The sequence below is a fragment of the Streptomyces sp. NPDC053426 genome (assembly GCF_055585405.1).
Map to the genome: position 1 here is coordinate 1 of NZ_JBVJKE010000019.1, position 24,195 is coordinate 24,195.

The window sequence follows — 24,195 nt, forward strand, 5'->3', positions numbered from 1 at the left end:
ACGCCCGGTTACATTCCGAACCCGGAAGCTAAGCCTTACAGCGCCGATGGTACTGCAGGGGGGACCCTGTGGGAGAGTAGGACGCCGCCGAACAATCTTTGGAAGGACCCTTGGTCCCAGCGTTCAGCTGGGACCAAGGGTCCTTTTTTATTTATGCTTGCAGTACCGAAGACAGGAGTCACCGATGTCCACCAACTCTCCCGACGACCGACCGGAGCGCGACCAGAGGCGACGGGACAGTGGTGACCGTGGTGGCCGGAGCGGCCAGCGCGGGGATCGTGGCGGTTTCCGTCGCGACAACGACCGCGGTGGCCAGGGCCGTCGTGAAGGCGGAGATCGCGACCGCGACCGCGGCGGTTTCCGTCGCGACGACCGTCGTGATGACCGACGAGGCGATGACGGCGGACAGCGCGGTGGTTTCCGCCGTGACGACAGCCGTGGTGGTGGGTACGGGCGTCGGGACGAGCGCGACCGTGACCGTGGCCCGCGCCGTGACGACCGCGGTGACCGTCCCGCGTTCCGTCGCGACGACCGTGGTGACCGCCCCTCCTTCCGTCGCGATGACCGGAGGGACGACCGTCCCGCGTTCCGTCGCGACGACCGTGGTGACCGCCCCTCCTTCCGTCGCGATGACCGGAGGGACGACCGTCCCGCGTTCCGCCGTGACGACCGTGGTGACCGCCCCTCCTACCGTCGTGACGACCGGAGTGGTGATCGCCCCGCGTTCCGTCGTGACGACCGGAGGGACGAGCGACGGGACGACAGCCGTGACAGCCGCCGTGACGACAGCCGTGGTGGTGGGTACGGGCGTCGGGACGAGCGCGACCGTGACCGTGGCCCGCGCCGTGACGACCGCGGTGACCGTCCCACGTTCCGTCGCGATGACCGGAGGGACGACCGTCCCGCGTTCCGTCGCGACGACCGTGGTGACCGCCCCTCCTACCGTCGTGACGACCGGAGTGGTGATCGCCCCGCGTTCCGTCGCGATGACCGGAGGGACGACCGCCCCGCGTTCCGCCGCGACGACCGTGGTGACCGCGGTGGGTTCCGTCGTGACGACAGCCGCGACAACCGCGGTGAGCGTGGCGGTTTCGGCCGGCGCGAGGACAGCCGGGGCGGCGACCGTGGGGGCTTCCGCGGCCGGGACGACCGCGGTGGACGCGGGCCTCGGCGTGACGACCGCGGCGGGCGGCCCGGTGGGTTCCGTGGACGGGACGACCGGCACGGTGGCGGGCGTTTCCGTGAGGACCGTGACCGCGACCGCGACCGCGAGCCGATCAAGCGGCTGCCGATCCCCGAGGACGTCACCGGCGAGGAGATCGACAAGGACGTACGGCAGGAGCTGCAGAGCCTGCCCAAGACGCTCGCGGAGGACGTCGCCAAGAACCTGGTGATGGTCGCCCGGCTGATCGACGAGGACCCCGAGGGCGCGTACGGCTACTCCAGGGTGGCCCTGCGGCTGGCGTCGCGTGTCGCCGCCGTACGGGAGGCCGCCGGGTTCGCCGCGTACGCGAACCAGAAGTACGCCGAGGCGCTCGCCGAGTTCCGGGCCGCGCGGCGGATGACCGGGACCGTGGAGCTGTGGCCCCTCATGGCCGACTGCGAGCGTGGGCTCGGCCGGCCGGAGAAGGCGCTGGACATGGCCGGTGCGCCCGAGGTGCAGAAGCTGGACAAGGCCGGGCAGGTCGAGATGCGGCTCGTCGCGGCCGGCGCCCGGCGTGACATGGGCCAGCTGGACGCGGCGATCGTGACGCTGCAGAGCTCCGAGCTGGCGTCCAACTCGGTCCAGCCGTGGACCGCGCGGCTGCGCTACGCCTACGCCGACGCGCTGCACGCCGCCGGCCGGAGCGGCGAGGCACGGGAGTGGTTCGCCAAGGCCGTGGAGGCCGACCGGGACGGCAGCACGGACGCCTCCGACCGGCTGGCCGAGCTGGACGGCGTGGAGTTCGTGGACGCCCTCGACGAGGACCAGGCCGAGGACGAGACCGGCGGCACCGTGAACGAGGACGACAAGGACTGACGTCCGAGGCACGGCACGGAACGGACACGAAGGGGCGGGTCTCCGCGGAGACCCGCCCCTTCGTCATAGGTCGAGCGCCCGCAGGACCAGGCCCGACGCCGGCTTCGGGCCGAACGACGTCGACTTGCGCGGCATCGTGACGCCCTGGCGGGCGAGGTCGCGGACGACGTCCTCGTGCACCGGGTGCATCAGGACGGCCGTTCCGCCGTCGCGTTCCGCCTTCTCGACCGTGGCCGCCGTGTCGTGGATGTACGCGATGTGGGCGGGGGAGTCGGGGACGCGCCAGACGTGGTCGAGGAGCGTGGCGTGCAGGACCGTCGCGTCCAGGGTGCGCCAGGCCGCCGGGCGGTCCGCCGGGACGGTGCGGGCCAGCAGATCCGGGTCCGGTCGGTCGACGAGGTGGAAGGCGCCGTCCCCGGCGAGGAGGAAGGCGTTGCCCGTCGAGGCCGCCTCGCCCAGCGCGTCCATCGCCTCGGCGAGCGGTGCGTCGAGACGGCGGACGCGGAACAGGCCGTCGAGGGAGGCCAAGGCGTCCGCGACGGGCAGGTCGGGCAGCAGCCGGTGGATGGCGCGCACCCGCAGGGGGTAGCGGGCCGTGTCGACCAGGAGCACCAGGCCGTGGTCCCAGGGGCCGGGGGAGGGGTGCTCCGCGCGGAGGCGGCGGTAGGTCGCCCAGCGGTGGTGGCCGTCGGCGATGAGGGCCTGGTGACCGGCGAGTTCCCGTTGGATCGCGGTCAGGTCGGCGGGGTCGGTGACGGACCACAGGCGGTGGTGGAAACCGTCCTCCGTGGTGGTCGCCAGCAGGGGCCGCTGCTCGGCGGCGCGCTCGATCAGGGCGGCCGTGACGGTCGCCGAGCCGTCGCCTCCGTCGTTCCCCTCGCCCCGGTAGGTGAGCAGCAGCGGTTCGAGGTTGGCGGAGGTGGCCCGCATCAGGTCCGCGCGGTCGGCGACGATGTGCGGCATGACGTCCTCGTGCGGCAGGACCAGCCGTTCGTCGGGGTCGGAGACGCGCAGCGCGCCGATGATGCCGCGCTGCACCAGGCCCCCGCCGTCGCGCTGCTCGTAGACGTAGAGGCAGGGCGCCGGGTCGGCGGTCAGGATCCCCTCCGCGCGCCAGCGGCGCAGCGTGTCGGCGGCCTGGGCGTTGCGCGCCTCGGGCGTGCCGGCCTCGGGGAGGATCAGCCGGACGATGTTGTGCGGGTCGGCGGACTGGAGGTGGTGCAGGCCGTCGGGGCGGACGACGACGTCGTACGGCGGGGATGTCACGGCGGCCAGGCTGCCGACCCGGTCGGGGTCGTATCGAAGGCCTCGGAACGGGGTGAGTTCCAGGCCCCGGGGCGCCTTTGCCGTCGAGTGACCTGCAGTGTTCATCCCGGCATCGTACGGGTGCCGGTGGCATGGGGGATGATCGGGGGAAAACCGTCGAACGAGGAGCGATGCGGAATGAGCCGGAGCGTCAGGACGAGGCCCGAGGGCAGTGGGCAGGCCCTGAGCGAGGCGTACGACACGGCGCTGCTCGACCTCGACGGTGTGGTGTACGCGGGCGGGAACGCGATCGTCCACGCGGTGGAGTCGCTGGCCACGGCCCGCGAGGGCGGTATGCGTCTCGCCTACGTGACCAACAACGCCCTGCGCACCCCGGACGTCGTGGCCGCTCATCTGACCGAGCTGGGGATACCGGCGGAGGCCGGTGACGTCATCACCTCCGCGCAGGCGGTCGCGCGGCTGGTCGCCGAGCAGGTGCCGCAGGGCGCCCGGGTGCTGGTGATCGGCGGCGAGGGGCTGCGGGTGGCGCTGCGTGAGCGCGGGCTCGTGCCGGTGGAGTCGGCGGACGACGACCCGGTGGCGGTCGTCCAGGGGTACGGCGGGCCCGAGCTGCCGTGGGGGAGGTTCGCCGAGGCGTCGTACGCCGTGGCGCGCGGGCTGCCGTGGTTCGCGTCCAACACCGACCTGACGATCCCCAGCGGCCGGGGCATCGCCCCGGGCAACGGCGCGGCGGTGGAGGTCGTACGGATCGCCACGGGCGCCGAGCCGCAGGTCGCGGGCAAGCCGCTGCCGCCGATGCACCGGGAGACGATCCTGCGGACGGGCGCGGAGCGGCCGTTGGTGGTGGGGGACCGGCTGGACACGGACATCGAGGGCGCGTTCAACGGCGAGGTGGACTCGCTGCTGGTGCTGACCGGGGTGACGGACGGCGCGCGGCTGCTCGCCGCGCCGCCGCGGCACCGGCCGACGTACGTCGACGCCGATCTGCGCGGGATGCTCACCGGGCAGCCGGAGGTCGTCGGGACGGGCGACGGGTTCCGGTGCGGTGGCTGGACGGCGACGGCCGGGACCGGGGAGCTGGAACTGGAGGGCGACGGAGGCGCGCTGGACGGGCTGCGCGCACTGTGCGCGGCGGCGTGGACGGCGGCCGGGGACGGCGTGTGCGGGCTGGACGGCGGGAAGGCGCTGGCACGACTGGGTTGGTGAAGTGCCCCGCGCCGCCGGGGAAGCCGGACCTCGGGATCACGACCGGATGGCAGGGTAGGCTAACCTAACCACGTGTTGGTCGAGAGTCCCCCCGAACAGCGCGCGGAGACCGCCCCCGCGCCCCCGAACCGCCGGGCGATACGCGTCCTCGGGCTGCTCCTCTCCGTCGTGATCCTGGTGCTCGTCGCGCTGGCGAGCATCGCGATCGGGGCGAAGGAGCTGTCCCTGGAGCAGGTCTGGCACGGCCTGTTCGAGGACTCGGGCACCTACGGCGACGTCGTCGTGGCCGACAGGCTGTCACGAACCGTCCTCGGAGTGCTCGTGGGCGCCGCGCTCGGCCTGGCAGGATCGGTTCTGCAGGCGCTCACCCGCAACCCGCTGGCCGACCCCGGACTGCTCGGCATCAACGCGGGCGCGTCCGCCGCCGTCGTCACCGCCATCACCTTCTTCGGCGTCACCTCGCTGTCCGGATACGTGTGGTTCGCCTTCTTCGGCGCGGCGGCCGTCGGCGCGCTGGTGTGGTTCCTCGGCGGCAGCCGGGGCGCGACACCGGTGCGGCTGGTGCTCGCCGGTACGGCCATCAGCGCGGCGCTGTTCGGCTATCTCCAGGCCGTCATGATCCTCGACGACGCGGCGCTCGGCAGGATGCGTTTCTGGACGGTGGGTTCACTGGCCTCGGGGACCGATTCGACCGTCGTCCAGGTGCTGCCGTTCCTGTTCGCCGGTTCCGTCCTGGCGCTGGCGCTCGCCCGGCCGCTCAACGCCATGGCCATGGGCGACGACACCGCCAAGGCCCTCGGCGCCAACCTCAACCGCACCCGCGCGCTGTCCATGCTCGCCGCGACCGTGCTGTGCGGGGCCGCGACCGCCGCCTGCGGGCCCATCGTCTTCGTCGGCCTGATGGTGCCGCACATCGTGCGCTCCTTCACCGGACCCGACCTGCGCTGGATCCTGCCGTACGCCGCGATCCTGTCGCCCGTGCTGCTGCTCGGCGCCGACGTCATCGGCCGGATCGTGGCCCGGCCCGCCGAACTCCAGGTCGGCATCGTCACCGCGATCCTCGGCGGCCCGGTCTTCATCTTTCTCGTACGACGGCGGAGGACGGCCCAGCTGTGAAGACCAACCGCGCGGTGCGCACTCCCGGCGGCCTCTCGGTCCGGCTGGACGTGCGCGCCCTCACCGTCGTCGTCCTGCTCCTCCTCGCGGCGCTCACCGCGAGCGTGGTGCTGATCGGCACCGGCGACTTCCCGATCCCCGCCGGAGACGTGCTCAAGACCCTCGTCGGCGAGGGCAACGCCGGCCAGGAGTTCATCGTCACCGAACTCAGGCTGCCCCGGGTCCTGGTCGGGCTGCTCGTCGGCGCCTCCCTCGGGCTCGGCGGCGCGCTGTTCCAGTCCGTCTCCCGCAACCCGCTGGGCAGCCCGGACGTGCTCGGCCTCGGACAGGGGGCGACGGCCGGCGCCCTCACGGTGATCGTGCTGTTCTCCGGGACCGCCAACCAGGTCGCCCTCGGCGCGCTCGCCGGCGGACTGGTGACCGGGTTCGCCATCTACGCGCTCGCCTGGAAGCGGGGCGTGCACGGATACCGGCTGGTCCTGGTCGGCATCGGCGTCTCGGCGATCGTCACGGCGGTCAACGGCTATCTGCTCACCAAGTCCGACATCGTCGACGCGGCCCGCGCGGTGGTGTGGATGACCGGATCCCTCGACGGCCGGGACTGGGACCAGGTCTGGCCGCTGCTCGCCCTGTGCGCCGTCCTCGTACCGCTGGTTCTGGCCAACTCGCGCGGCCTGCGGATGATGGAGATGGGCGACGACGTGTCGTACGCCCTCGGCGTGCGCGTGGAGCGCGTACGGCTGCTGCTGATGCTGTCGGCCGTCCTGCTCACCGCGTCCGCGACCGCCGCCGCCGGACCGGTCACCTTCGTCGCGCTCACCGCGCCCCAGCTCGCCCGGCGGCTGACCCGCTCGCCCGGCCCCAACCTGGCCGCGTCGCTGTGCATGGGCGCCGCCCTCCTGGTCACCGCCGACTGGGTGTCGCAGCGGGCGTTCGGCGCCGAGCAGCTGCCCGTGGGCGTGGTCACCGGCGTGCTCGGCGGTGTCTATCTGCTGTGGCTGCTGGTCACCGAGCGCAAGGCGGGCCGGATATGAGCGCCGGCACCATCACCGGCAGCGGGACGAACCATCGAAGGAGCACCGTGAACCGACTGTCCGCCGAGAACGTCACCCTGGCCTACGACCAGCGGGTCATCGCCGAACAGCTGTCGGTGGAGATACCGGACAACTCCTTCACCGTGATCGTCGGCCCCAACGCGTGCGGCAAGTCGACGCTGCTGCGGGCGCTGTCGCGGATGCTCAAGCCGAGCGAGGGGCGGGTCCTGCTCGACGGGCAGGTCATCCAGTCGATGCCGGCCAAGAAGGTCGCCCGCACCCTCGGCCTGCTGCCCCAGTCGTCCATCGCGCCCGACGGCATCACCGTCGGCGACCTGGTGGGCCGCGGCCGCTACCCGCACCAGGGCCTGCTGCGCCAGTGGTCCGACGAGGACGAGCGCGTCGTCCAGGAGTCGATGGCCCGCACCGGCGTCGCCGAGCTGGCGGAACGCTACGTCGACGAGCTCTCCGGCGGTCAGCGGCAGCGCGTGTGGATCGCCATGGCGCTGGCCCAGCAGACCCCGCTGCTGCTGCTCGACGAGCCGACCACGTTCCTCGACATCCAGCACCAGATCGACGTGCTCGACCTCTGCGCGGACCTGCACGAGGAACAGGGGCGCACCCTCGTCGCCGTCCTGCACGACCTCAACCACGCAGCCCGGTACGCCACCCACCTCATCGCCCTGCGCGGGGGGAAGGTCATCGCCCAGGGCGCCCCGAAGGACATCGTCACCGCCGATCTGGTCGAGGAGGTCTTCGGACTGCGCTGCCAGGTCATCGACGATCCCGAGACGGGCACCCCGCTGGTGGTGCCGGCGGCCCGCACCGCGCGGGCGAAGGGCACGGCGCGGGAGGCGGTCGCTACAGAAGCTTCCTGAGGTGGAACAGGTCGCGCAGACCCGCCTCGAGACGCACCCGGCCCGAACCCCAGGCCCTGGCGAAGTGCAGTTCGCCGTCGACCAGGGCCAGCAGGTCGTCGCCCGTCATCGCGAGCCGTATCTGTGCCCTCGCGCGCGGCGGGCCGGGGAACGTCTCGTGCACCTCGATCCGGCCGCCGGTGAGCCGGCCGGCGAAGGTCACGTCCAGGTCGGTGATGTGGCAGCTGACCGAACGGTCCATCGCCACGGCCGCGCGGACGTCCCCCTCGGCGCTCGCCATGTTGTCCGAAAGCTTGTCGAGTGCGGTACGGCACTCCTCGATCGTGGCCATCGCGGACGACGGTACACCGGACGTTCGCGGTAGCGTCGGGGCATGAACGACGCAGTGCCGGAGGCGGAGCCCGAGCAGGCGATGCCCCGGGGCGACGACCCCGCCGCCCCCGCGCCCCTGGACGTGCCGCGCGCCCCCACCGGGCACCCCGAGGTCGACGCCCACGTGGCGCGGCTGGCCGACGCCGACCACCTCACCACGGACGGCCACGCCGAGGTGTACGAGGATGTACACCGGGGGCTGCGCGACGCGCTCACCGCGCTCGACGCCCGCCCGGGACCCCCGGCGCCCCCACCGGTACCCGAACACAGGAGCTGAACCGAACGTGGCAGGAGTCGCACGCCGCCGTCTCGACGCGGAGCTGGTCCGCCGTAAGCTCGCGCGCTCGCGTGAGCACGCCAGCCAGCTGATCGCCGCCGGGCGGGTCAGTGTCGGCAAGACGGTCGCGACCAAGCCCGCCACACAGGTGGAGACCGCCGCCGCGATCGTCGTCGTCGAGGACGCGGGCGATCCGGACTACGTCTCGCGCGGCGGCCACAAGCTGGCCGGCGCCCTCGACGCCTTCGTGCCGCTGGGGCTGGTCGTCGAGGGGCGGCGGGCGCTCGACGCCGGCGCCTCCACCGGCGGCTTCACCGACGTCCTGCTGCGGGCCGGGGCCGCGCACGTGGTCGCCGTGGACGTCGGATACGGACAACTCGCCTGGTCTCTCCGCAATGATGAACGCGTCACCGTCAAGGACCGTACGAACGTGCGGGAGTTGACGCTCGAGGTCATCGATGGGGAGCCTGTGGATCTTGTCGTGGGGGATCTGTCCTTCATCCCGCTCGGACTGGTGCTGCCCGCCCTGAAGCGGTGCGTGAAGCCGGACGCCGACCTGGTGATGATGGTGAAGCCGCAGTTCGAGGTGGGCAAGGAGCGGCTGGGCAGCGGCGGAGTCGTCCGCAGCCCGCAACTGCGCGCCGAGGCCGTGCGCGGGGTGGCCGACAGGGCCTGGGAGCTGGGGCTCGGAGCGAAGGGCGTGACGGCGAGTCCGCTGCCCGGACCCTCCGGGAATGTCGAATACTTCCTGTGGTTGCGGGCCGGGGCTCCGGAACTGGACCCGGCCGATGTTGACCGTGCTGTGGCGGAGGGGCCGCGTTGACACAGAACCGAGCTCGTACTGTTTTCCTGCTGGCCCACACCGGGCGGCCCGCGGCCATCCGCAGCGCCGAGCTCGTGGTCAAGGGCCTGCTGCGCTCCGGTCTCGGGGTACGGGTCCTGGAGGACGAGGCCCGCGACCTGCCGCTCCCGGACGACGTGGAGACCGTCAAGGAGGCCACCCCGCAGTGCCTGGACGACTGCGAGCTGCTGATCGTGCTGGGCGGTGACGGCACGCTGCTGCGCGGCGCCGAGTTCGCCCGCGCCTCCGGGGTGCCCATGCTGGGCGTCAACCTCGGGCGGGTCGGGTTCCTCGCCGAGGCCGAGCGGGACGACCTCGACAAGGTCGTCGACCGGGTGGTGAGCCGCGCCTACGAGGTCGAGGAGCGGATGACCGTCGACGTCGTCGTGCACCGCAACGGCGACATCGTGCACACGGACTGGGCGCTGAACGAGGCGGCCGTGCAGAAGGTGTCCGCCGAGCGGATGCTGGAGGTCGTCCTGGAGATCGACGGACGGCCGGTCACCGGGTTCGGCTGCGACGGGATCGTGTGTGCCACGCCGACGGGTTCGACGGCGTACGCGTTCTCCGCGGGCGGGCCCGTGGTGTGGCCCGAGGTCGAGGCGCTGCTGATGGTGCCGATCTCGGCGCACGCGCTGTTCGCCAAGCCGTTGGTGACCTCGCCGGACTCGGTGCTGGCGGTGGAAATGCTGCCGCACGTCCCTCCGGGGGTGCTGTGGTGCGACGGGCGGCGGACCGTCGAGCTGCCGGCGGGCGCCCGGGTGGAGGTGCGGCGGGGGGCTGTGCCGGTGAGGCTGGCACGGTTGCACCATGCTTCGTTCACCGACCGGCTGGTCGCGAAGTTCGCGTTGCCCGTGTCCGGGTGGCGGGGTGCGCCGCATTAGCCGTCTCGATGGGGTGGTTCCGGAGCGTGGGCGGCTGCGGGTGATTCGTGGCTTGTCGCGCAGTTCCCCGCGCCCCTGAGGGTGTCCACTCCCGTGGGTGACACAGGCGGGGCGGTCGCACTCCTTGGCTCGGACCTCGTAAGGTCGTGTGCGTGCTTGAGGAGATGCGGATACGGTCGCTCGGGGTCATCGACGATGCTGTTGTCGAGCTGTCGCCCGGCTTCACCGCCGTCACCGGTGAGACGGGTGCGGGCAAGACCATGGTGGTCACCAGCCTGGGCCTGCTGCTGGGTGGACGGGCGGATGCGGCCCTGGTGCGGATCGGCGCGCGGAACGCGGTGGTCGAGGGACGGATCGCCGTGCCCGAGGGCGCCGCGGCCGTCGTACGGGCCGAGGAGGCCGGGGCCGAGCTGGACGACGGGACGCTGCTGGTCAGCCGGACCGTTTCCGCCGAGGGGCGGTCACGGGCGCACCTGGGCGGGCGGAGCGTGCCCGTGGGGCTGCTCGCCGAGCTCGCCGACGACCTGGTGGCCGTGCACGGGCAGACCGACCAGCAGGGGCTGCTGAAGCTGTCCCGGCAGCGGCAGGCGCTCGACCGGTACGCCGGGTACGCGGTCGCCGTGCCGCTCGGCAAGTACGGCGAGGCGTACAAGCGGCTGCGGGCCGTGGCCGCGGAACTGGAGCAGATCACCACGCGTGCGCGTGAGCGGGCCCAGGAGGCCGACCTGCTGCGCTTCGGGCTGGAGGAGATCGCCGCCGTGGAGCCCCGCGCGGGCGAGGACGCGGAGCTGGCGGAGGAGGCCGAGCGGCTCGGGCACGCCGAGGCGCTGGCGTCCGCCGCCGCGGTCGCGCACGCCGCGCTCGCGGGCAATCCGGAGGACCCCGAGGGTGTGGACGCCGGGACGCTCGTCGCGGGCGCCCAGCGGGCCCTGGAGGCCGTACGGGCGCACGATCCGGCGCTGGCCGCGCTGACCGACCGGATCGGGGAGGTCGGCATCCTGCTGCGCGACGTGGCCGGGGAGCTGGCGGGGTACGCCGACGACCTGGACGCCGATCCGCTGCGGCTGGCGGCGGTGGAGGAGCGGCGGGCCGCGCTCACCGCGCTGACCCGGAAGTACGGCGAGGACATCGCGTCGGTGCTGGCGTGGGCCGAGCAGGGTGCCGCGCGGCTGACCGAACTGGACGGCGACGACGAGCGGATCGGGGAGCTGACCGCCGAGCGTGACGCGCTCCGCGCGGAGCTGGGCGCCCTGGCGCAGGAGCTGACGGACGCGCGGACGGAGGCGGCCGAGCGGTTCGCGTCGGCGGTCACCGCCGAGCTGGCCTCGCTCGCCATGCCGCACGCGCGCGTGTCGTTCGACATCCGGCAGACCGAGGACCCGGAGGGCGTCGAGGTGGACGGGCGCACGGTGGCCTACGGGCCGTCGGGCGTGGACGAGGTGGAGCTGCTGCTCGCCCCGCATCCGGGGGCGCCGCCCCGGCCCATCGCCAAGGGCGCGTCGGGTGGTGAGCTGTCGCGCGTGATGCTGGCCGTGGAGGTGGTGTTCGCGGGCACGGACCCGGTGCCGACGTACCTCTTCGACGAGGTCGACGCCGGTGTCGGCGGCAAGGCGGCGGTCGAGATCGGCCGGCGGCTCGCGAAGCTGGCGAAGACCGCGCAGGTCGTGGTCGTCACGCATCTGCCGCAGGTGGCCGCGTTCGCCGACCGGCAGCTGCTGGTGGAGAAGACCAACGACGGCTCGGTCACCCGGTCCGGGGTGAAGGTGCTCGAAGGCGAGGACCGCATCCGCGAACTCTCCCGCATGCTCGCCGGCCAGGAGGACTCCGAGACGGCCCGGGCCCACGCGGAGGAGCTGCTGGCGACGGCCCGGGCGGACGTGTAGCCGGAGGAGGGTGAGGTTCCGTCACTCGTGTGGGTGACATGTTGTTCTGTGCGGACTCGGGCCTGTTACGTCGGTGTCGCCGGAACGGCCGTACGGCCTGGCATCCTTGACGGAGTACGACGAGGACGTCGCCCGATCCTTCCGTACGTTCTTCGGGACCGCACGAACCGAACCAGGAGCCCGGCCACGTGACCCCCGTGAGCAGCCACTCACCGCTGCGCACCGTGCAGGTGCTGGGCGGTGGCAACGCCGCCAGCAGCGCCCATGTGCGCTCGCTGGCCGCGGGGCTCGTCGCCAGGGGCGTGCGGGTCACGGTGTGCGCCCCCGTCGAGGCGGATCACACCTACGACTTCACCGGCGTCGGCGCCGACCACGTGCACGTGCCGCGCAGCAGCGACCCGGGGTCGGTGGCCGCGCTCCGCGCCGCCTGCACGGGCGCCGACCTGGTCCACGCGCACGGGCTGCACGCCTCCTTCCGCACGGTGCTCGCCCTGAGCGGACGGCGTACCCCGCTCATCGTCACCTGGCACGACCGGGCGCACGCCGACGGCCCGCGCGCCCACTTCCTGCGCGTGCTGGAGCGGCGGGTCGTCAAGGCGGCCACCGTGGTGCTCGGGACGACCTCCGCCCTCGTCGACCGGGCGCGCCGCACGGGCGCGCGGGACGCCCGGCTGGCCGCCGTGTCCCTCCCCGGGCCCCGCACCTCCCCGGTGCCGGACGACCCCGACCGGCTGCGGCCCAAGGTCCGGGCCGAACTCGGCGCCATCGGCCGCCCGTTGCTCATCGCCGTCGGCTCCCTCGAACGGCACCGGGGCTACGACGTCCTGCTGGACGCCGCACACGCGTGGCGGCGCCTCGATCCCGTACCGCTGGTGGTGCTCGCGGGGGAGGGGCCGCTGCGCGGCGAACTCCAGCGCAGGATCGAGGAGGAGGAGCTGCCGGTCCGGCTCATCGGCCGGCGCGACGACGTCACCGATCTGCTGGCCGCCGCCGACATCGCGCTGCTGCCGAGCCGGTGGGAGTCGCGCTCCCCGCTCGCCCAGGAGGCCCTCCAGGCGCGCGTGCCGCTCGTCGCGACCGAGGTGGGCGGCGTCCCCGAACTCGTCGGCGACGCCGCCGAACTCGTCCCGTACGGCAACGCGCGGGCGCTCGCGGACGCCGTCGTACGGCTGCTGGACGATCCCGACCGCCGGGAGCTCCTCAGGGAACGCGGGGTGCGGCAGGCCGCCACCTGGCCGACCGAGGACGAGACGGTCGCCCAAGTGCTGAGCGTGTACGACGAGTTGACACAGCTCAGACCACTCTGAGGCGACGGCCGCCGGGTCAGGGGACGTGCCGTCGGGCGCGCAGGGCCAGGCCCAGGGCCAGGGCCGTGTGCGGGTCGTCGAGGTCGGTGGACAGCAACTCGCCTATGCGGGCGAGCCTGTTGTAGAGGGTCTGCCGGTTCAGGTGGAGTTCGCGGGCCGTCTCCGCCTTGCGCCCGGCGTGCGCCAGGTAGGTCTCCAGGGTGGGAAGCAGGGGCGGCTTGGAGCGGCGGTCGTGGTCCAGCACCGGACCGATCGCGCGGTCCACGAAGTCCGCCAGGTCCGGGTGGTCGCGCAGCCGCCACAGCAGCAGGTCGATGTCCAGCCGCCGGGCGTCGTACCAGGGGCGGTCCGGCAGCCCCTGCGCCGCCGTCGCCGTCTCCGCCGCGTGCCGCAGGCCCGTGGACGCCGTCGCCCAGCCGCCGGCCGGCCCGACCACCACGACGGGCGGCCGGCCCCCGGGCCGCAGCATCCCCGCCCGCTCCACGCCCGCCCGCAGCGCAGCCGCCACCCGGTCCGCGACCGTCGGCCGTTCGGCCTCCGCGCGGAGCCCCAGCAGCAGCGGCACCCGCCCCTCCACCGGCCGCACACCCAGCAGGACGGGCACCCCGAGCGAGGCCAGTTCCTCGCCCACCGCGCGGGCCAGCACCGCCCAGCCGCCGCCCTGCGGGGACAGCGCGTCGCCGAGCCGCATCACCACCGGCAGCAGCGGTCCGGCCCCCGGCTTGAAGCCCAGCACGCGCGCCTGCGCGGGCGCGTCCGCCGCGCCGACACGGCCCTCGGCGAGGTCGGTGAGGAAGTCCCCGCGCCCCCGCGCCGCCAGCTCCTCCTCCTGGCGCGCCTGCATCAGCACCACGGCGAGCAGGCCGGCCGCCCGCTCGGCCGCCATGCGGTGCACCGGTTCCGGCGCGCTGCGCACCGGAAGCAGCACCAGCCGCGCCCGTACGCCGCCGCTGCCGGGACCGCCACCGGGCACGTCCACGAGCGCCGAACCGGCCGGCGGGTCGTCCTGGTGCCGGTCGCGCAGCCCCTCCCACACCTGGAGCGGGTCCGCGCCCTCGGGCCCCTCACCGGCCGCGTACAGCAGCCGGCCGTCGGTCGTCTCCAGGAACACCGGGTTGCCGGTGAACCCGGCGAGGATCTCCAGCACCTGCGGGACCCCGCCGCCGCCCAGCAGCGCCTCGGTGCACCGGCGGTGCACCTCCTCCGCGCGTTGCAGCAGCGCGTAGTGCCCGTTGACGATCTCGGTGTGGATCTCCTCGGTGACCGCCACGAACGGCACCTCGCGGTGCAGCTGGACCAGCGGCAGCCCCGCCGACCTGGCCGAGTCGACGAGGGCGGCGGGCAGCCGGGAGAAGCGCGGGCCCAGCTCGACGACGAGGGCCGCGATGCCCCGCTCGGCCAGCGTGCGCACGAACGCCCGCTGGTCGGCGGGGCGGGTGCCGAGCCCGTACCCGGTGGTCAGCAGCAGCTCGCCGCCCTTGAGCAGCGAGGCGATGTTGGGCACCTCACCGGCGTGCACCCAGCGCACCGTGCGCCCCAGCCGGTCGGCGCCCGCCACGGTCTCCGGCAGTCCACTGCGCAGCCCGGGCAGCTCCAGCGCCCGCCGCACGGTGATCCCGGCGCCCCGGGTGTCGTATCCGCTGTCCATACGGGGACGCTACCTGCGCGGATGTCGCCCGGACAGCCGGGGTTCGCACGGCGTCGAAGGGGTAGGGCGCGATCATGGACATCAGTGTGGTCGCCGCGGCGCGCGAGGACGACAGGCCCGTCGACGAGCCGTTGCGGGTGGCGGTGGTCGCCGACCGGCTCGGATACAGCGAGGTGTGGCTCGGCGAGGGGCCGACCTGGGACGCGTTCGTGCTGGCCACGGCGGTCGGGCGGGCCACCGGCGGGATCGCCCTGACCGCCGGTCCGGTGGCGGTGTCGGTGCGCGACGCGTACAGCCTCGCGCGGGGCGCCGCCTCGACGGCGGCGGTCACCGGGCGTCCGGTGGGGGTGGCGCTGGGCACGTCCAGCAAGCGGGTCGTCGAGGGCGTGCACGACCGGCCCCGGGTCCGTCCCGCGGCCCGGATGGAGGAGACGGCCGCCGCCCTGCGGGTGCTGCTGCACGGGAAGCCCAGCGAGCCGGTCGTGCCCGGCAGCGGGTTCCGGCGCCGGCAGCGGCCGCCCGGCGGTCCGCTCACGGTGGCCGCGTTCGGCGACCGGGCGATCGCCACGGCCGCCGCGCACGCCGACCGGATGCTCCTCGACGTGGTCTCCCCGGAACAGGTCCGCGTCCTGCGCGCCAAGCTGCTCGACGCGGCCGGGCGGGCCGGCCGCACCCCGCCGAGGCTGGCCGCCTGGGTGCCCGCCGCCGTCGACCCCGAGCCCGCCTCGCTCACCCAGATCCTGCGCAGCGTCGTCGGCTACCTCACCGTGCCCGGCTACCGCGAGATGTTCGCGGCGGCGGGCTTCGGCGAGGCCGTCGACCTGGCCCGTACGGGTGCCGACGCCGACACGCTGCTCCGGGCCCTGCCGGTCGAGGCCGCGGCCACGGTCGGCCTGATCGGCACCCCCGACACCGTACGGGCCCGCATGGACGCCTACGCGGCGGCCGGCCTGGACGAGATCGCCCTGGTCCCGGCCACGGCGGGCGACCCCGACGGCGAACGCACCCTGACGGCGCTCGCGCCGGGCTAGCGGCGACGACTGCCGGCCGGCCGTCCCGGCGGGCGCGGGAGGCACCGCCGGGTGTTCCGGAACGCGCGGGCCTCAGCCCCCGTACGCCCCCGAGGCCGTCAGCCGCAGGGCCGTGTCGATGAGGGGGACGTGACTGAAGGCCTGCGGGAAGTTGCCGACCTGGCGCTTCAGACGCGGGTCCCACTCCTCCGCCAGCAGGCCGAGGTCGTTGCGCAGGGAGAGCAGCTTCTCGAAGAGCTTCCGCGCCTCGTCGACCCGGCCGATCATCGCCAGGTCGTCCGCCATCCAGAACGAGCAGGCGAGGAACGCGCCCTCGTCGCCCGGCAGACCGTCGACGCCCTCGTGCTCCCCCTCGGTCGGGTAGCGCAGGATGAAGCCGTCGGACGTGGACAGCTCGCGCTGGATCGCCTCGATGGTGCCGATCACCCGCTTGTCGTCCGGCGGCAGGAAGCCCATCTGCGGGATCAGCAGCAGGGAGGCGTCCAGCACCTTCGAGCCGTAGGACTGCGTGAAGGTGTTGCGCTCCTTGTCGTAGCCCTTCTCGCACACGTCCCGGTGGATGTCGTCGCGCAGCCGCTTCCACTCCTCCAGCGGGCCGTCGGCGTCGCCGGACTCGATCAGCTTGATGGTGCGGTCGACGGCGACCCAGGCCATCACCTTGGAGTGCACGAAGTGGCGGCGCGGACCGCGCACCTCCCAGATGCCCTCGTCCGGCTCCTGCCAGTGCTTCTCCAGGTAGCGGATCAGCTTGATCTGGAGCAGCGAGGCGTAGTCGTTGCGGGCCAGACCGGTCATGTGGGCCAGGTGCAGGGCCTCGGTGACCTCGCCGTACACATCGAGCTGGAGCTGGTGCGCCGCGCCGTTGCCCACCCGGACCGGGGCGGAGTCCTCGTAGCCGGGCAGCCAGTCCAGCTCCGCCTCGCCGAGCTCGCGCTCACCGGCGATGCCGTACATGATCTGCAGGTTCTCCGGGTCGCCCGCCACCGCGCGGAGCAGCCACTCGCGCCAGGCGCGGGCCTCCTCGCGGTAGCCGGTGCGCAGCAGCGACGACAGGGTGATCGCCGCGTCCCGCAGCCAGGTGTAGCGGTAGTCCCAGTTGCGGACGCCGCCGATGTCCTCCGGCAGGGAGGTGGTGGGCGCGGCCACGATGCCGCCGGTCGGGGCGTACGTCAGGGCCTTGAGCGTGATCAGGGAGCGGATCACGGCCTCGCGGTAGGGGCCGTGGTACGTACAGTGGTCCACCCACTCGCGCCAGAAGTCCTCGGTCGCCTCCAGCGACTGCTCCGGCTCCGGCAGCGGCGGCGGCTGCTTGTGCGAGGGCTCCCAGGAGACGGTGAACGCGATCCGCTCGCCCGGCGAGACGGTGAAGTCCGCGTACGTGGTCAGCGACTCGCCGTAGGTCTGCACGGAGGTGTCGAACCACACGGAGTCCGGGCCCGCGACGGCGACCGTGCGCCCCTCGTGCCGGTGCACCCACGGGACGATCCTGCCGTAGGAGAACCGCATCCGCAGCGCCGAGCGCATCGGCACCCGGCCCGAGACGCCCTCCACGATCCGGATGAGCTGCGGGGCGCCGTCGCGCGGGGGCATGAAGTCCGTCACCCGGACCGTGCCGCGCGGGGTGTCCCACTCCGACTCCAGGATCAGCGAGTCGCCGCGGTAGCCGCGTCGGGTCGCCGTGGGCGGTTCGGCGTCGGCGGCGTGCGCGGGGCCCAGCCGCCAGAAGCCGTGCTCCTCGGTGCCCAGCAGGCCGGCGAAGATGGCATGGGAGTCGAAACGGGGCAGGCACAGCCAGTCCACCGTGCCGTCCCGGCAGACCAGGGCGGCGGTCTGCATGTCTCCGATGAGTGCGTAGTCTTCGATGCGCCCGGCCACGTGCAACTCCAGTCGAACGGCCACGTCACCCCTCAAGGGGGCTGTCGCTTGGTGCGGTCAAGGGGTCTTGAATTGCGTCGTTGAGCTGTGAAGCAAAACAGTCGCCCAGCCTTGCATGCAAAGCGCCATCTCTGCTCAACGAACTGACGAGCTCACGTTGTTCCGGAGGTCACGGGCGGGGGTGGTGCCGTTCGGCCGGCCGGGCTCGGCAGCGAGTGTCCGAGCAGGATACGACGCACGTAGATGATCTGTGTGCCGCTCCGGACAACCGGGCTCCGCCGAACGAGTGACCAACGGGTGAGGGTCCCGTGTGCGGTACTCGGCCGTGGCGGCGCGTGCGCGGAGCGTGGCCGGGCGCCATCCCCGCGCGGCGCTGATACGCTGGTAGCCCGTGGACCGGTGGGCCAGAGAACCCCGGAACCGCACCCACACGACGCGACCACGGGAGCCCCCTCTTGGCCATGCCGCCCAAATCTTCGACGACCAAGCACATCTTCGTCACCGGGGGTGTCGCCTCCTCGCTCGGCAAGGGGCTCACCGCCTCCAGCCTGGGCATGCTGCTCAAGGCCCGGGGTCTGCGCGTCGTGATGCAGAAGCTCGACCCTTACCTCAACGTCGACCCGGGGACGATGAACCCCTTCCAGCACGGTGAGGTGTTCGTCACCAACGACGGCGCCGAGACCGACCTGGACATCGGCCACTACGAGCGGTTCCTCGACCGCGACCTGGACGGCTCGGCCAACGTCACCACCGGCCAGGTCTACTCGACGGTGATCGCCAAGGAGCGGCGCGGCGAGTACCTGGGCGACACCGTGCAGGTCATCCCGCACATCACCAACGAGATCAAGCACCGCATCCGCCGCATGGCGACCGACGAGGTCGACGTGGTGATCACGGAGGTCGGCGGCACGGTCGGCGACATCGAGTCGCTGCCGTTCCTGGAGACCGTCCGCCAGGTCCGGCACGAGGTCGGCCGGGACAACGTGTTCGTGGTGCACATCTCGCTCCTGCCGTACATCGGTCCCTCGGGTGAGCTGAAGACGAAGCCGACCCAGCACTCGGTCGCCGCGCTGCGCAACATCGGTATCCAGCCGGACGCGATCGTGCTGCGCTGCGACCGCGAGGTGCCCACCGCGATCAAGCGGAAGATCTCGCTGATGTGCGACGTGGACGAGGCCGCCGTGGTGGCCTGCCCCGACGCCCGCTCGATCTACGACATCCCGAAGGTCGTGCACTCCGAGGGCCTGGACGCCTATGTCGTGCGCAAGCTCGACCTGCCGTTCCGGGACGTGGACTGGACGACCTGGGACGACCTGCTCGACCGCGTCCACAACCCCGAGCACGAGATCGTCATGGCCCTGGTCGGCAAGTACATCGACCTGCCCGACGCCTACCTCTCGGTCACCGAGGCGCTGCGCGCGGGCGGCTTCGCCAACAAGGCCCGCGTGAAGATCAAGTGGGTCACCTCCGACGACTGCAAGACCCCGGCCGGCGCCCAGGCGCAGCTCGGCGACGTCGACGCCATCTGCATCCCCGGCGGCTTCGGCGACCGCGGCGTGCTCGGCAAGGTCGGCGCGATCAAGTACGCCCGCGAGAACCGCATCCCGCTGCTGGGCCTGTGCCTCGGCCTGCAGTGCATCGTGATCGAGGCCGCGCGCAGCCTCGCGGACGTCTCCGACGCCAACTCCACCGAGTTCGACCCGGGCACCGCCCACCCGGTGATCTCCACCATGGCCGAGCAGATGGACATCGTCGCCGGTGAGGGCGACATGGGCGGCACCATGCGGCTCGGCATGTACCCGGCGAAGCTGGCCGAGGGCTCCATCGTGCGCGAGGTGTACGACGGCAAGGAGTACGTGGAGGAGCGGCACCGGCACCGCTACGAGGTGAACAACGCCTACCGCGCGGAGCTGGAGAAGAAGGCGGGCATCGTCTTCTCCGGCACCTCCCCGGACGGCAAGCTCGTCGAGTACGTCGAGTACCCGCGCGAGGTCCACCCGTACCTGGTCGCGACCCAGGCGCACCCGGAGCTGCGCTCGCGTCCGACCCGTCCGCACCCGCTCTTCGCGGGCCTGGTGAAGGCCGCGGTCGAGCGGAAGATCTCGAAGTAACACACCCGGTTGTACGGTTGCCGGGGCGCGAACCTTCGAAAGGTGCGCGCCCCGGCCACTTTTTCGCACATGTTCACGCACGGCACGCGCACGGCCGCCGTACGTCGGGAAGGACAGCCATGACGATCAAGGACACCCCGGAAGAGTGGGAGGTCCGCGGGACCGGGACCCCGTTCGTGGGCAACAAGACCTCCGTCCGCACCGACGACGTGGTCATGCCCGACGGGACCGTGGTCCACCGCGACTACCAGGTCCACCCCGGGTCCGTGGCCGTCCTCGCCCTCGACGACGCCGACCGGGTGCTGGTGCTGCGCCAGTACCGCCACCCCGTGCGCCACAAGCTGTGGGAGATCCCGGCCGGCCTGCTCGACGTGCCCGGCGAGAACCCGCTGCACGCCGCCCAGCGCGAGCTGTACGAGGAGGCGCACGTCAAGGCGGAGGACTGGCGGGTGCTGACCGACGTCTACACCACGCCCGGCGGCTGCGACGAGGCCGTACGGATCTTCCTCGCGCGGGGGCTCTCCGAGGCCGAGGGCGAGCGCTTCGAGGTCGAGGACGAGGAGGCCGACATGGAGCTGGCCCGGGTCCCGGCCGAGGAGCTGGTGCGCGGCGTGCTCGCCGGCGAGCTGCACAACAACTGTCTGGTGGTGGGCGTCCTCTCGCTGGTCGCCGCGCGGGCCGGGGACGGCCTGGACGCGCTGCGTCCGGCTCAGGCGCCGTGGCCGGCGCGGCCGTTCGAGGCGTGACGCCGACGGGGGCGCCCTTGATCGCCCCCGCCGCTCCTCCCCGCCCCGGCCCCCCGGGGCTCCGCCCCCGGGGGCCGGGGACAGGAAGAGGTGACAGTCCTACGATCGGTTGATCCGATCGGGGGGAGTCCCGCCCCGACGCCGTGCTCCTCACGGAACGTCGCGGAGCGTGAACTAGGCTCTGGAAAACGCCCGGTCCGGAGCCCCGGCGGGCTTGCGCGCGCGGTGGGACGGGAGTGAGGCCCGTGACGGATCAGGCGGTGGACCCAGACGGTGCGCGGCTCCTTCGGGACGTCGCCGACGAGGGTCGATTCCTGGGCCGTACGAGGGAGTTGAAGGAGTTGCGCGCCGACATCGAGCGCGCGGGACTGGATACCCTCTCCGGCCGCAAAGCGCCCCGCGCGCGCGTCCTGCTCATCGCCGGCCGGCCCGGATCGGGCCGCAGCGCCCTCGCCGGGGAACTCGTGCGCCAGGTCGCCGACCGCTACCCCGACGGCGTGCTGCGCGCCCGGCTGAGCGAACCCGACGGCACGCGCGTGCCCGTCGAGCGCGCCGCGCGGGAACTGCTCGACGCGCTGGCGGCGCCCGCCCCGGCCGGGGCCGCCGAGGACGAGCTCAGCGAGGCGCTGCGCACCGCGCTGGCCGACCGCCGGGTGCTGCTCCTGCTGGACGACGCGGCCGACGCCGGGCAGGTCGACGCGCTGCTGCCGGACAACCCGGACTGCCTGGCCGTCGCCGTCTCCTCGGGGCCGCTGACCGGCATCGCGGACGTCCGCCCCTGCACCCTCGGCGGCCTCGACACCAAGTCCGCGGTGGAGGTGCTGTCCCGGTTCACCGGGGAGGTGCGCATCACGGTCGACCCCCGGGCCGCCGAGCGGCTCGCCGAGCAGTGCCAGGGCCAGCCGGCCGCCCTGGTGCTGGCCGGGGGCTGGCTCGCCGCCCGGCCCAAGGCCGCCGTCGCCGACCTCGCCAAGCAACTGCACACGGACCCCGGCCAGGACACCGTCGTCAGCCGTGTCCTGCGGCTCGTGCACGCCGCGCTGCCCGCGTCGGCCGCCCGCACGCTGCGGCTGCTCAGCCTCGCCCCGGCCGGTCTGGTCGACCCGCACACCGCCGCCGCCCTCGCCGGCTGCTCGGTGGAGTCCGCCCGCGCCACTCTGGACGACTTCGCCGCCCACGGCCTGCTGCACCCGGTGGACGGCTCACCGCTGCCCCAGTACGAGGTGCCCTGCTGTCTGCAGCCCCTGCTCAGCGCCCTCGCCGAGGACCACGAGCGGCCCGCCGAGCTGCGGCTGGCCCGCGCCCGGATGCTGGAGCGGACCGTACGGCTGCTCCAGTCGTGCCGGGCCATCACCGAGACCGACAGCCCCCGGGCGCGCGAGAAGCTCCTCGAAATGCCGAGCTCCCTGCGCTTTCCCGGCCCGCGGGCCGCCGCCGACTGGCTGCGCGTGCGCCGCCCCGCCCTGCTGGCCTCCGCGCGGCTCGCGGTCGCCGACGGGGAGCTGGACACCCTCGCCCGGCGCCTGATGTCCCAGCTCGTGCGGGCCATGGTGGCGCACTTCGGCACCCAGGCCGCCGCGAGCGACCTGTACGACATCCACGGCCTGGTCCTCGACGTCGCCGAGCGCCGGGACCTGCCCCGCGAGCGGGCGGCGGCCCTGCTGAACCTCGGCGACCTCGACGCCCGTACCGGCCGCACCGCCGACGCCCTGGGGCGCTACCGGGCCGCGCTGGACGCCGGACGCGAGGCGAACGACCCGTACGCGACCGGCCGCGCGATGGAATCCGTGGGCGGCGCCCATCTGGAACTCGGGGACTACGACCGGGCCGCCGACTGGTTCGGCCGCGCCCTGGCCGAGCGGCTGGCCCGTGGCGAGGGCGAGGACGCGGCCCGGCTCTACGGCCGTATCGGCGCCGCCCACACCTACGCCGGCCGCTACGGCGAGGCGCTGCGCGCCTGGCGCGCGGCCGTCGCCGGACACCGCAGGCACGGGGACGTGGCCGCACAGGCACGGGCCCTGAGCGAACTGGCCCGGGTGCAGGAGTACGCGGGCCGGCTCGAGGAGTCGCTGCGCACCTGCCGGGAGGCCGTGGAGTGGGCGCGCCGGGCCGAGGACACCCGCCTGCAGGCCGCGCTGCACCTGCGGCTGGCGGACTCCTACGGGCACCTCGGCGACCCCGCGTCGGCCGCGCTGCACCGGGGCACGGCCGAGCGCATGCTGGCAGAAGAGGCCCTGGATGACGACTCCGAGCCGGAACACGGAGCTAACGCCTACGAAATCCGTAGCCCATCCGCTGAAGATTGAAGCAATGAAAGGCTAGACAGCGGGAACACCTTCATTAGACTGGCTCTGCCGCGCCATCTCCTGCGGTCTCTCCCGGTGTGCCCATGCGTGCCCGGGTATGTGCAGCAATACCCCCATACCCTCTGAGCCAAGGACCGTGATCCACGTGAAGGTCGGCATCCCCCGCGAAGTCAAGAACAACGAGTTCCGGGTGGCCATCACCCCCGCCGGCGTGCACGAGCTGGTGCGCCACGGCCACCAGGTCGTCATCGAGCGCGGCGCCGGTGTCGGCTCCTCGATCCCGGACGGCGAGTACATCGCCGCCGGGGGGCAGATCCTGGACACCGCCGACGAGGTCTGGGCCGCCGCCGACCTGCTGCTGAAGGTCAAGGAGCCCATCGCGGAGGAGTACCACCGCCTGCGCAAGGACCAGACCCTCTTCACCTACCTGCACCTGGCCGCCTCCAAGGAGTGCACGGACGCCCTCCTGGAGTCCGGCACCACCGCCATCGCCTACGAGACGGTCGAGCTGGCCAACCGCGCCCTGCCGCTGCTCGCGCCCATGTCCGAGGTCGCGGGCCGGCTGTCCACCCAGGTCGGCGCCTACCACCTGATGCGCGCCCACGGCGGCCGCGGCGTGCTGCCCGGCGGCGTCCCCGGCGTGCTGGCCGGCAAGGCCGTCGTCATCGGCGGCGGCGTCTCCGGCTGGAACGCCGCGCAGATCGCCATCGGCATGGGCTTCCACGTGACCCTGCTCGACAAGGACATCAACAAGCTCAAGGAAGCGGACAAGGTCTTCGGCACGAAGATCCAGACCGTCGTCTCCAACGCCTTCGAGCTGGAGAAGGCCTGTCTGGAGGCCGACCTCGTGATCGGCGCGGTGCTGGTCCCCGGTGCCAAGGCCCCGAAGCTGGTCACCAACGAGCTGGTCTCGCGCATGAAGGCCGGAAGTGTCCTTGTCGACATCGCGATCGACCAGGGCGGCTGCTTCGAGGACTCCCACCCGACCACGCACGCCGAGCCGACCTTCAAGGTGCACGAGTCGGTGTTCTACTGCGTCGCCAACATGCCCGGCGCGGTGCCCAACACCTCCACCTACGCGCTGACCAACGCCACGCTGCCGTACATCGTCGAACTCGCCGACCGGGGCTGGGTGGAGGCGCTGCGCCGCGACCCCGCGCTCGCCAAGGGTCTCAACACGCATGACGGCAAGGTCGTTTACAAGGAGGTCGCCGAGGCCCACGGCATGGAGCACGTCGAGCTCGCCTCGCTGCTCGGCTGAGCCTCCAGGACGGTAAGTCGACCAAGTCGTCCGTCGGCAAAGGCGATACGTCAACTTCCGTCGTCAACGTCACGTACCCGGCCGGACCTTGCCCGACAAGGTCCGGCCGGATGTGTGTATGGTCACTTCCTGT

Annotated in this window: 20 protein-coding genes and 1 rRNA gene; 16 read left to right on the top strand and 5 right to left on the bottom strand. The window is 73.1% G+C overall.

All coding sequences use genetic code 11. The features are described from left to right. Nucleotides 1–93 (top strand): 5S ribosomal RNA (gene rrf / locus ACZ62B_RS31360); the annotation flags it as partial. Nucleotides 94–178: 85 nt separating this feature from the next. On the opposite strand, the gene ACZ62B_RS31365 is transcribed toward rrf, so the two are convergent. After that, complete coding sequence (locus tag ACZ62B_RS31365) at nucleotides 179–1,225, bottom strand: hypothetical protein (protein ID WP_469693043.1); 1,047 nt, start codon at nucleotides 1,223–1,225, stop codon at nucleotides 179–181. A 60-nt stretch (nucleotides 1,226–1,285) separates the two neighbouring features. Here ACZ62B_RS31365 and ACZ62B_RS31370 point away from each other — a divergent pair, with 60 nt between their 5' ends. Beyond that, nucleotides 1,286–2,020: a tetratricopeptide repeat protein gene (locus tag ACZ62B_RS31370; protein ID WP_344561650.1), complete on the top strand. Its 735-nt coding sequence runs from the start codon at nucleotides 1,286–1,288 to the stop codon at nucleotides 2,018–2,020. A gap of 63 nt (nucleotides 2,021–2,083) precedes the next feature. Here ACZ62B_RS31370 and ACZ62B_RS31375 read toward each other — a convergent pair whose 3' ends face one another. Beyond that, on the bottom strand, nucleotides 2,084–3,391 hold the full coding sequence (locus ACZ62B_RS31375; RefSeq protein WP_469692959.1) for a DUF1015 domain-containing protein: 1,308 nt from the start codon (nucleotides 3,389–3,391) through the stop codon (nucleotides 2,084–2,086). 72 nt (nucleotides 3,392–3,463) lie between these two features. Here ACZ62B_RS31375 and ACZ62B_RS31380 point away from each other — a divergent pair, with 72 nt between their 5' ends. From ACZ62B_RS31380 to ACZ62B_RS31395, 4 genes are all read left to right on the top strand, one after another. After that, nucleotides 3,464–4,492, top strand: coding sequence for an HAD hydrolase-like protein (locus tag ACZ62B_RS31380; protein WP_468723174.1), 1,029 nt, complete (start codon nucleotides 3,464–3,466; stop codon nucleotides 4,490–4,492). A 72-nt stretch (nucleotides 4,493–4,564) separates the two neighbouring features. After that, the gene (locus tag ACZ62B_RS31385; protein ID WP_344561625.1) at nucleotides 4,565–5,608 is read left to right on the top strand and encodes a FecCD family ABC transporter permease; all 1,044 of its coding nucleotides are present in this window, start codon (nucleotides 4,565–4,567) and stop codon (nucleotides 5,606–5,608) included. Beyond that, entirely contained in the window at nucleotides 5,605–6,642 is a 1,038-nt protein-coding gene (locus ACZ62B_RS31390) for a FecCD family ABC transporter permease (RefSeq protein ID WP_073933514.1), read from the top strand. Before ACZ62B_RS31385 ends, ACZ62B_RS31390 begins: the two co-directional genes overlap by 4 nt. Beyond that, nucleotides 6,639–7,520: an ABC transporter ATP-binding protein gene (locus ACZ62B_RS31395; protein WP_469692961.1), complete on the top strand. Its 882-nt coding sequence runs from the start codon at nucleotides 6,639–6,641 to the stop codon at nucleotides 7,518–7,520. Before ACZ62B_RS31390 ends, ACZ62B_RS31395 begins: the two co-directional genes overlap by 4 nt. Here the strand turns inward: ACZ62B_RS31395 and ACZ62B_RS31400 are convergent. Further along, complete coding sequence (locus ACZ62B_RS31400; protein ID WP_344561623.1) at nucleotides 7,504–7,851, bottom strand: sterol-binding protein; 348 nt, start codon at nucleotides 7,849–7,851, stop codon at nucleotides 7,504–7,506. The two genes, ACZ62B_RS31395 and ACZ62B_RS31400, sit on opposite strands and share 17 nt — an antisense overlap. A 42-nt stretch (nucleotides 7,852–7,893) precedes the next feature. On the opposite strand from ACZ62B_RS31400, the gene ACZ62B_RS31405 reads away from it, so the two are divergent. The 5 genes from ACZ62B_RS31405 to ACZ62B_RS31425 all read left to right on the top strand — a co-directional run bounded on the left by ACZ62B_RS31405 (nucleotide 7,894) and on the right by ACZ62B_RS31425 (nucleotide 13,084). After that, nucleotides 7,894–8,169 carry a hypothetical protein gene (locus ACZ62B_RS31405; protein ID WP_344561622.1) on the top strand — a complete coding sequence of 92 codons (276 nt, stop codon included), beginning with the start codon at nucleotides 7,894–7,896 and terminating at the stop codon, nucleotides 8,167–8,169. A gap of 7 nt (nucleotides 8,170–8,176) precedes the next feature. Next, nucleotides 8,177–8,992, top strand: a complete 816-nt coding sequence (locus tag ACZ62B_RS31410) for a TlyA family RNA methyltransferase (protein ID WP_344561621.1) — start codon at nucleotides 8,177–8,179, stop codon at nucleotides 8,990–8,992. Beyond that, on the top strand, nucleotides 8,989–9,894 hold the full coding sequence (locus tag ACZ62B_RS31415) for an NAD kinase (RefSeq protein WP_344561619.1): 906 nt from the start codon (nucleotides 8,989–8,991) through the stop codon (nucleotides 9,892–9,894). The genes ACZ62B_RS31410 and ACZ62B_RS31415 overlap by 4 nt, the downstream gene beginning before the upstream one ends. A 164-nt stretch (nucleotides 9,895–10,058) precedes the next feature. Next, on the top strand, nucleotides 10,059–11,777 hold the full coding sequence (gene recN, locus ACZ62B_RS31420) for a DNA repair protein RecN (RefSeq protein WP_344561648.1): 1,719 nt from the start codon (nucleotides 10,059–10,061) through the stop codon (nucleotides 11,775–11,777). A 188-nt stretch (nucleotides 11,778–11,965) separates the two neighbouring features. Further along, a complete protein-coding gene (locus ACZ62B_RS31425) occupies nucleotides 11,966–13,084 on the top strand; it encodes a glycosyltransferase family 4 protein (protein ID WP_469692963.1) in 1,119 nt (372 codons plus the stop codon). Nucleotides 13,085–13,100: 16 nt separating this feature from the next. On the opposite strand, the gene ACZ62B_RS31430 is transcribed toward ACZ62B_RS31425, so the two are convergent. Continuing rightward, complete coding sequence (locus ACZ62B_RS31430; protein ID WP_469692965.1) at nucleotides 13,101–14,732, bottom strand: PucR family transcriptional regulator; 1,632 nt, start codon at nucleotides 14,730–14,732, stop codon at nucleotides 13,101–13,103. A gap of 74 nt (nucleotides 14,733–14,806) precedes the next feature. On the opposite strand from ACZ62B_RS31430, the gene ACZ62B_RS31435 reads away from it, so the two are divergent. Further along, nucleotides 14,807–15,763 (top strand): LLM class F420-dependent oxidoreductase, encoded by a 957-nt coding sequence (locus ACZ62B_RS31435; RefSeq protein WP_469692967.1) that lies wholly within the window; start codon nucleotides 14,807–14,809, stop codon nucleotides 15,761–15,763. Between the two features lie 72 nt (nucleotides 15,764–15,835). Here the strand turns inward: ACZ62B_RS31435 and ACZ62B_RS31440 are convergent, their stop codons facing one another. Further along, nucleotides 15,836–17,638, bottom strand: a complete 1,803-nt coding sequence (locus tag ACZ62B_RS31440) for a glycoside hydrolase family 15 protein (protein WP_344561643.1) — start codon at nucleotides 17,636–17,638, stop codon at nucleotides 15,836–15,838. 461 nt (nucleotides 17,639–18,099) lie between these two features. Here ACZ62B_RS31440 and ACZ62B_RS31445 point away from each other — a divergent pair, with 461 nt between their 5' ends. The 4 genes from ACZ62B_RS31445 (at nucleotide 18,100) to ald (ending at nucleotide 24,062) form a co-directional block, all read left to right on the top strand. After that, nucleotides 18,100–19,749, top strand: coding sequence for a CTP synthase (locus ACZ62B_RS31445; protein WP_073933525.1), 1,650 nt, complete (start codon nucleotides 18,100–18,102; stop codon nucleotides 19,747–19,749). A 119-nt stretch (nucleotides 19,750–19,868) separates the two neighbouring features. Further along, nucleotides 19,869–20,495, top strand: coding sequence for an NUDIX domain-containing protein (locus ACZ62B_RS31450; protein ID WP_468885135.1), 627 nt, complete (start codon nucleotides 19,869–19,871; stop codon nucleotides 20,493–20,495). A gap of 245 nt (nucleotides 20,496–20,740) precedes the next feature. Beyond that, nucleotides 20,741–22,801: a tetratricopeptide repeat protein gene (locus tag ACZ62B_RS31455; protein ID WP_344561608.1), complete on the top strand. Its 2,061-nt coding sequence runs from the start codon at nucleotides 20,741–20,743 to the stop codon at nucleotides 22,799–22,801. A gap of 145 nt (nucleotides 22,802–22,946) precedes the next feature. Continuing rightward, a complete protein-coding gene (gene ald, locus ACZ62B_RS31460) occupies nucleotides 22,947–24,062 on the top strand; it encodes an alanine dehydrogenase (protein ID WP_468723333.1) in 1,116 nt (371 codons plus the stop codon). Nucleotides 24,063–24,195 lie beyond the last annotated feature (133 nt).

What these genes read in the sequence shown, in the direction of transcription:
- ACZ62B_RS31375 (WP_469692959.1), bottom strand. Translation starts at nt 3,391, where the DNA reads ATGAACACTGCAGGTCACTCGACGGCAAAGGCGCCCCGGGGCCTGGAA.
- ACZ62B_RS31380 (WP_468723174.1), top strand. Translation starts at nt 3,464, where the DNA reads ATGAGCCGGAGCGTCAGGACGAGGCCCGAGGGCAGTGGGCAGGCCCTG.
- ACZ62B_RS31395 (WP_469692961.1), top strand. Translation starts at nt 6,639, where the DNA reads ATGAGCGCCGGCACCATCACCGGCAGCGGGACGAACCATCGAAGGAGC.
- ACZ62B_RS31400 (WP_344561623.1), bottom strand. Translation starts at nt 7,851, where the DNA reads ATGGCCACGATCGAGGAGTGCCGTACCGCACTCGACAAGCTTTCGGAC.
- ACZ62B_RS31405 (WP_344561622.1), top strand. Translation starts at nt 7,894, where the DNA reads ATGAACGACGCAGTGCCGGAGGCGGAGCCCGAGCAGGCGATGCCCCGG.
- recN (WP_344561648.1), top strand. Translation starts at nt 10,059, where the DNA reads ATGCGGATACGGTCGCTCGGGGTCATCGACGATGCTGTTGTCGAGCTG.
- ACZ62B_RS31430 (WP_469692965.1), bottom strand. Translation starts at nt 14,732, where the DNA reads ATGGACAGCGGATACGACACCCGGGGCGCCGGGATCACCGTGCGGCGG.
- ACZ62B_RS31435 (WP_469692967.1), top strand. Translation starts at nt 14,807, where the DNA reads ATGGACATCAGTGTGGTCGCCGCGGCGCGCGAGGACGACAGGCCCGTC.
- ACZ62B_RS31445 (WP_073933525.1), top strand. Translation starts at nt 18,100, where the DNA reads ATGCCGCCCAAATCTTCGACGACCAAGCACATCTTCGTCACCGGGGGT.
- ACZ62B_RS31450 (WP_468885135.1), top strand. Translation starts at nt 19,869, where the DNA reads ATGACGATCAAGGACACCCCGGAAGAGTGGGAGGTCCGCGGGACCGGG.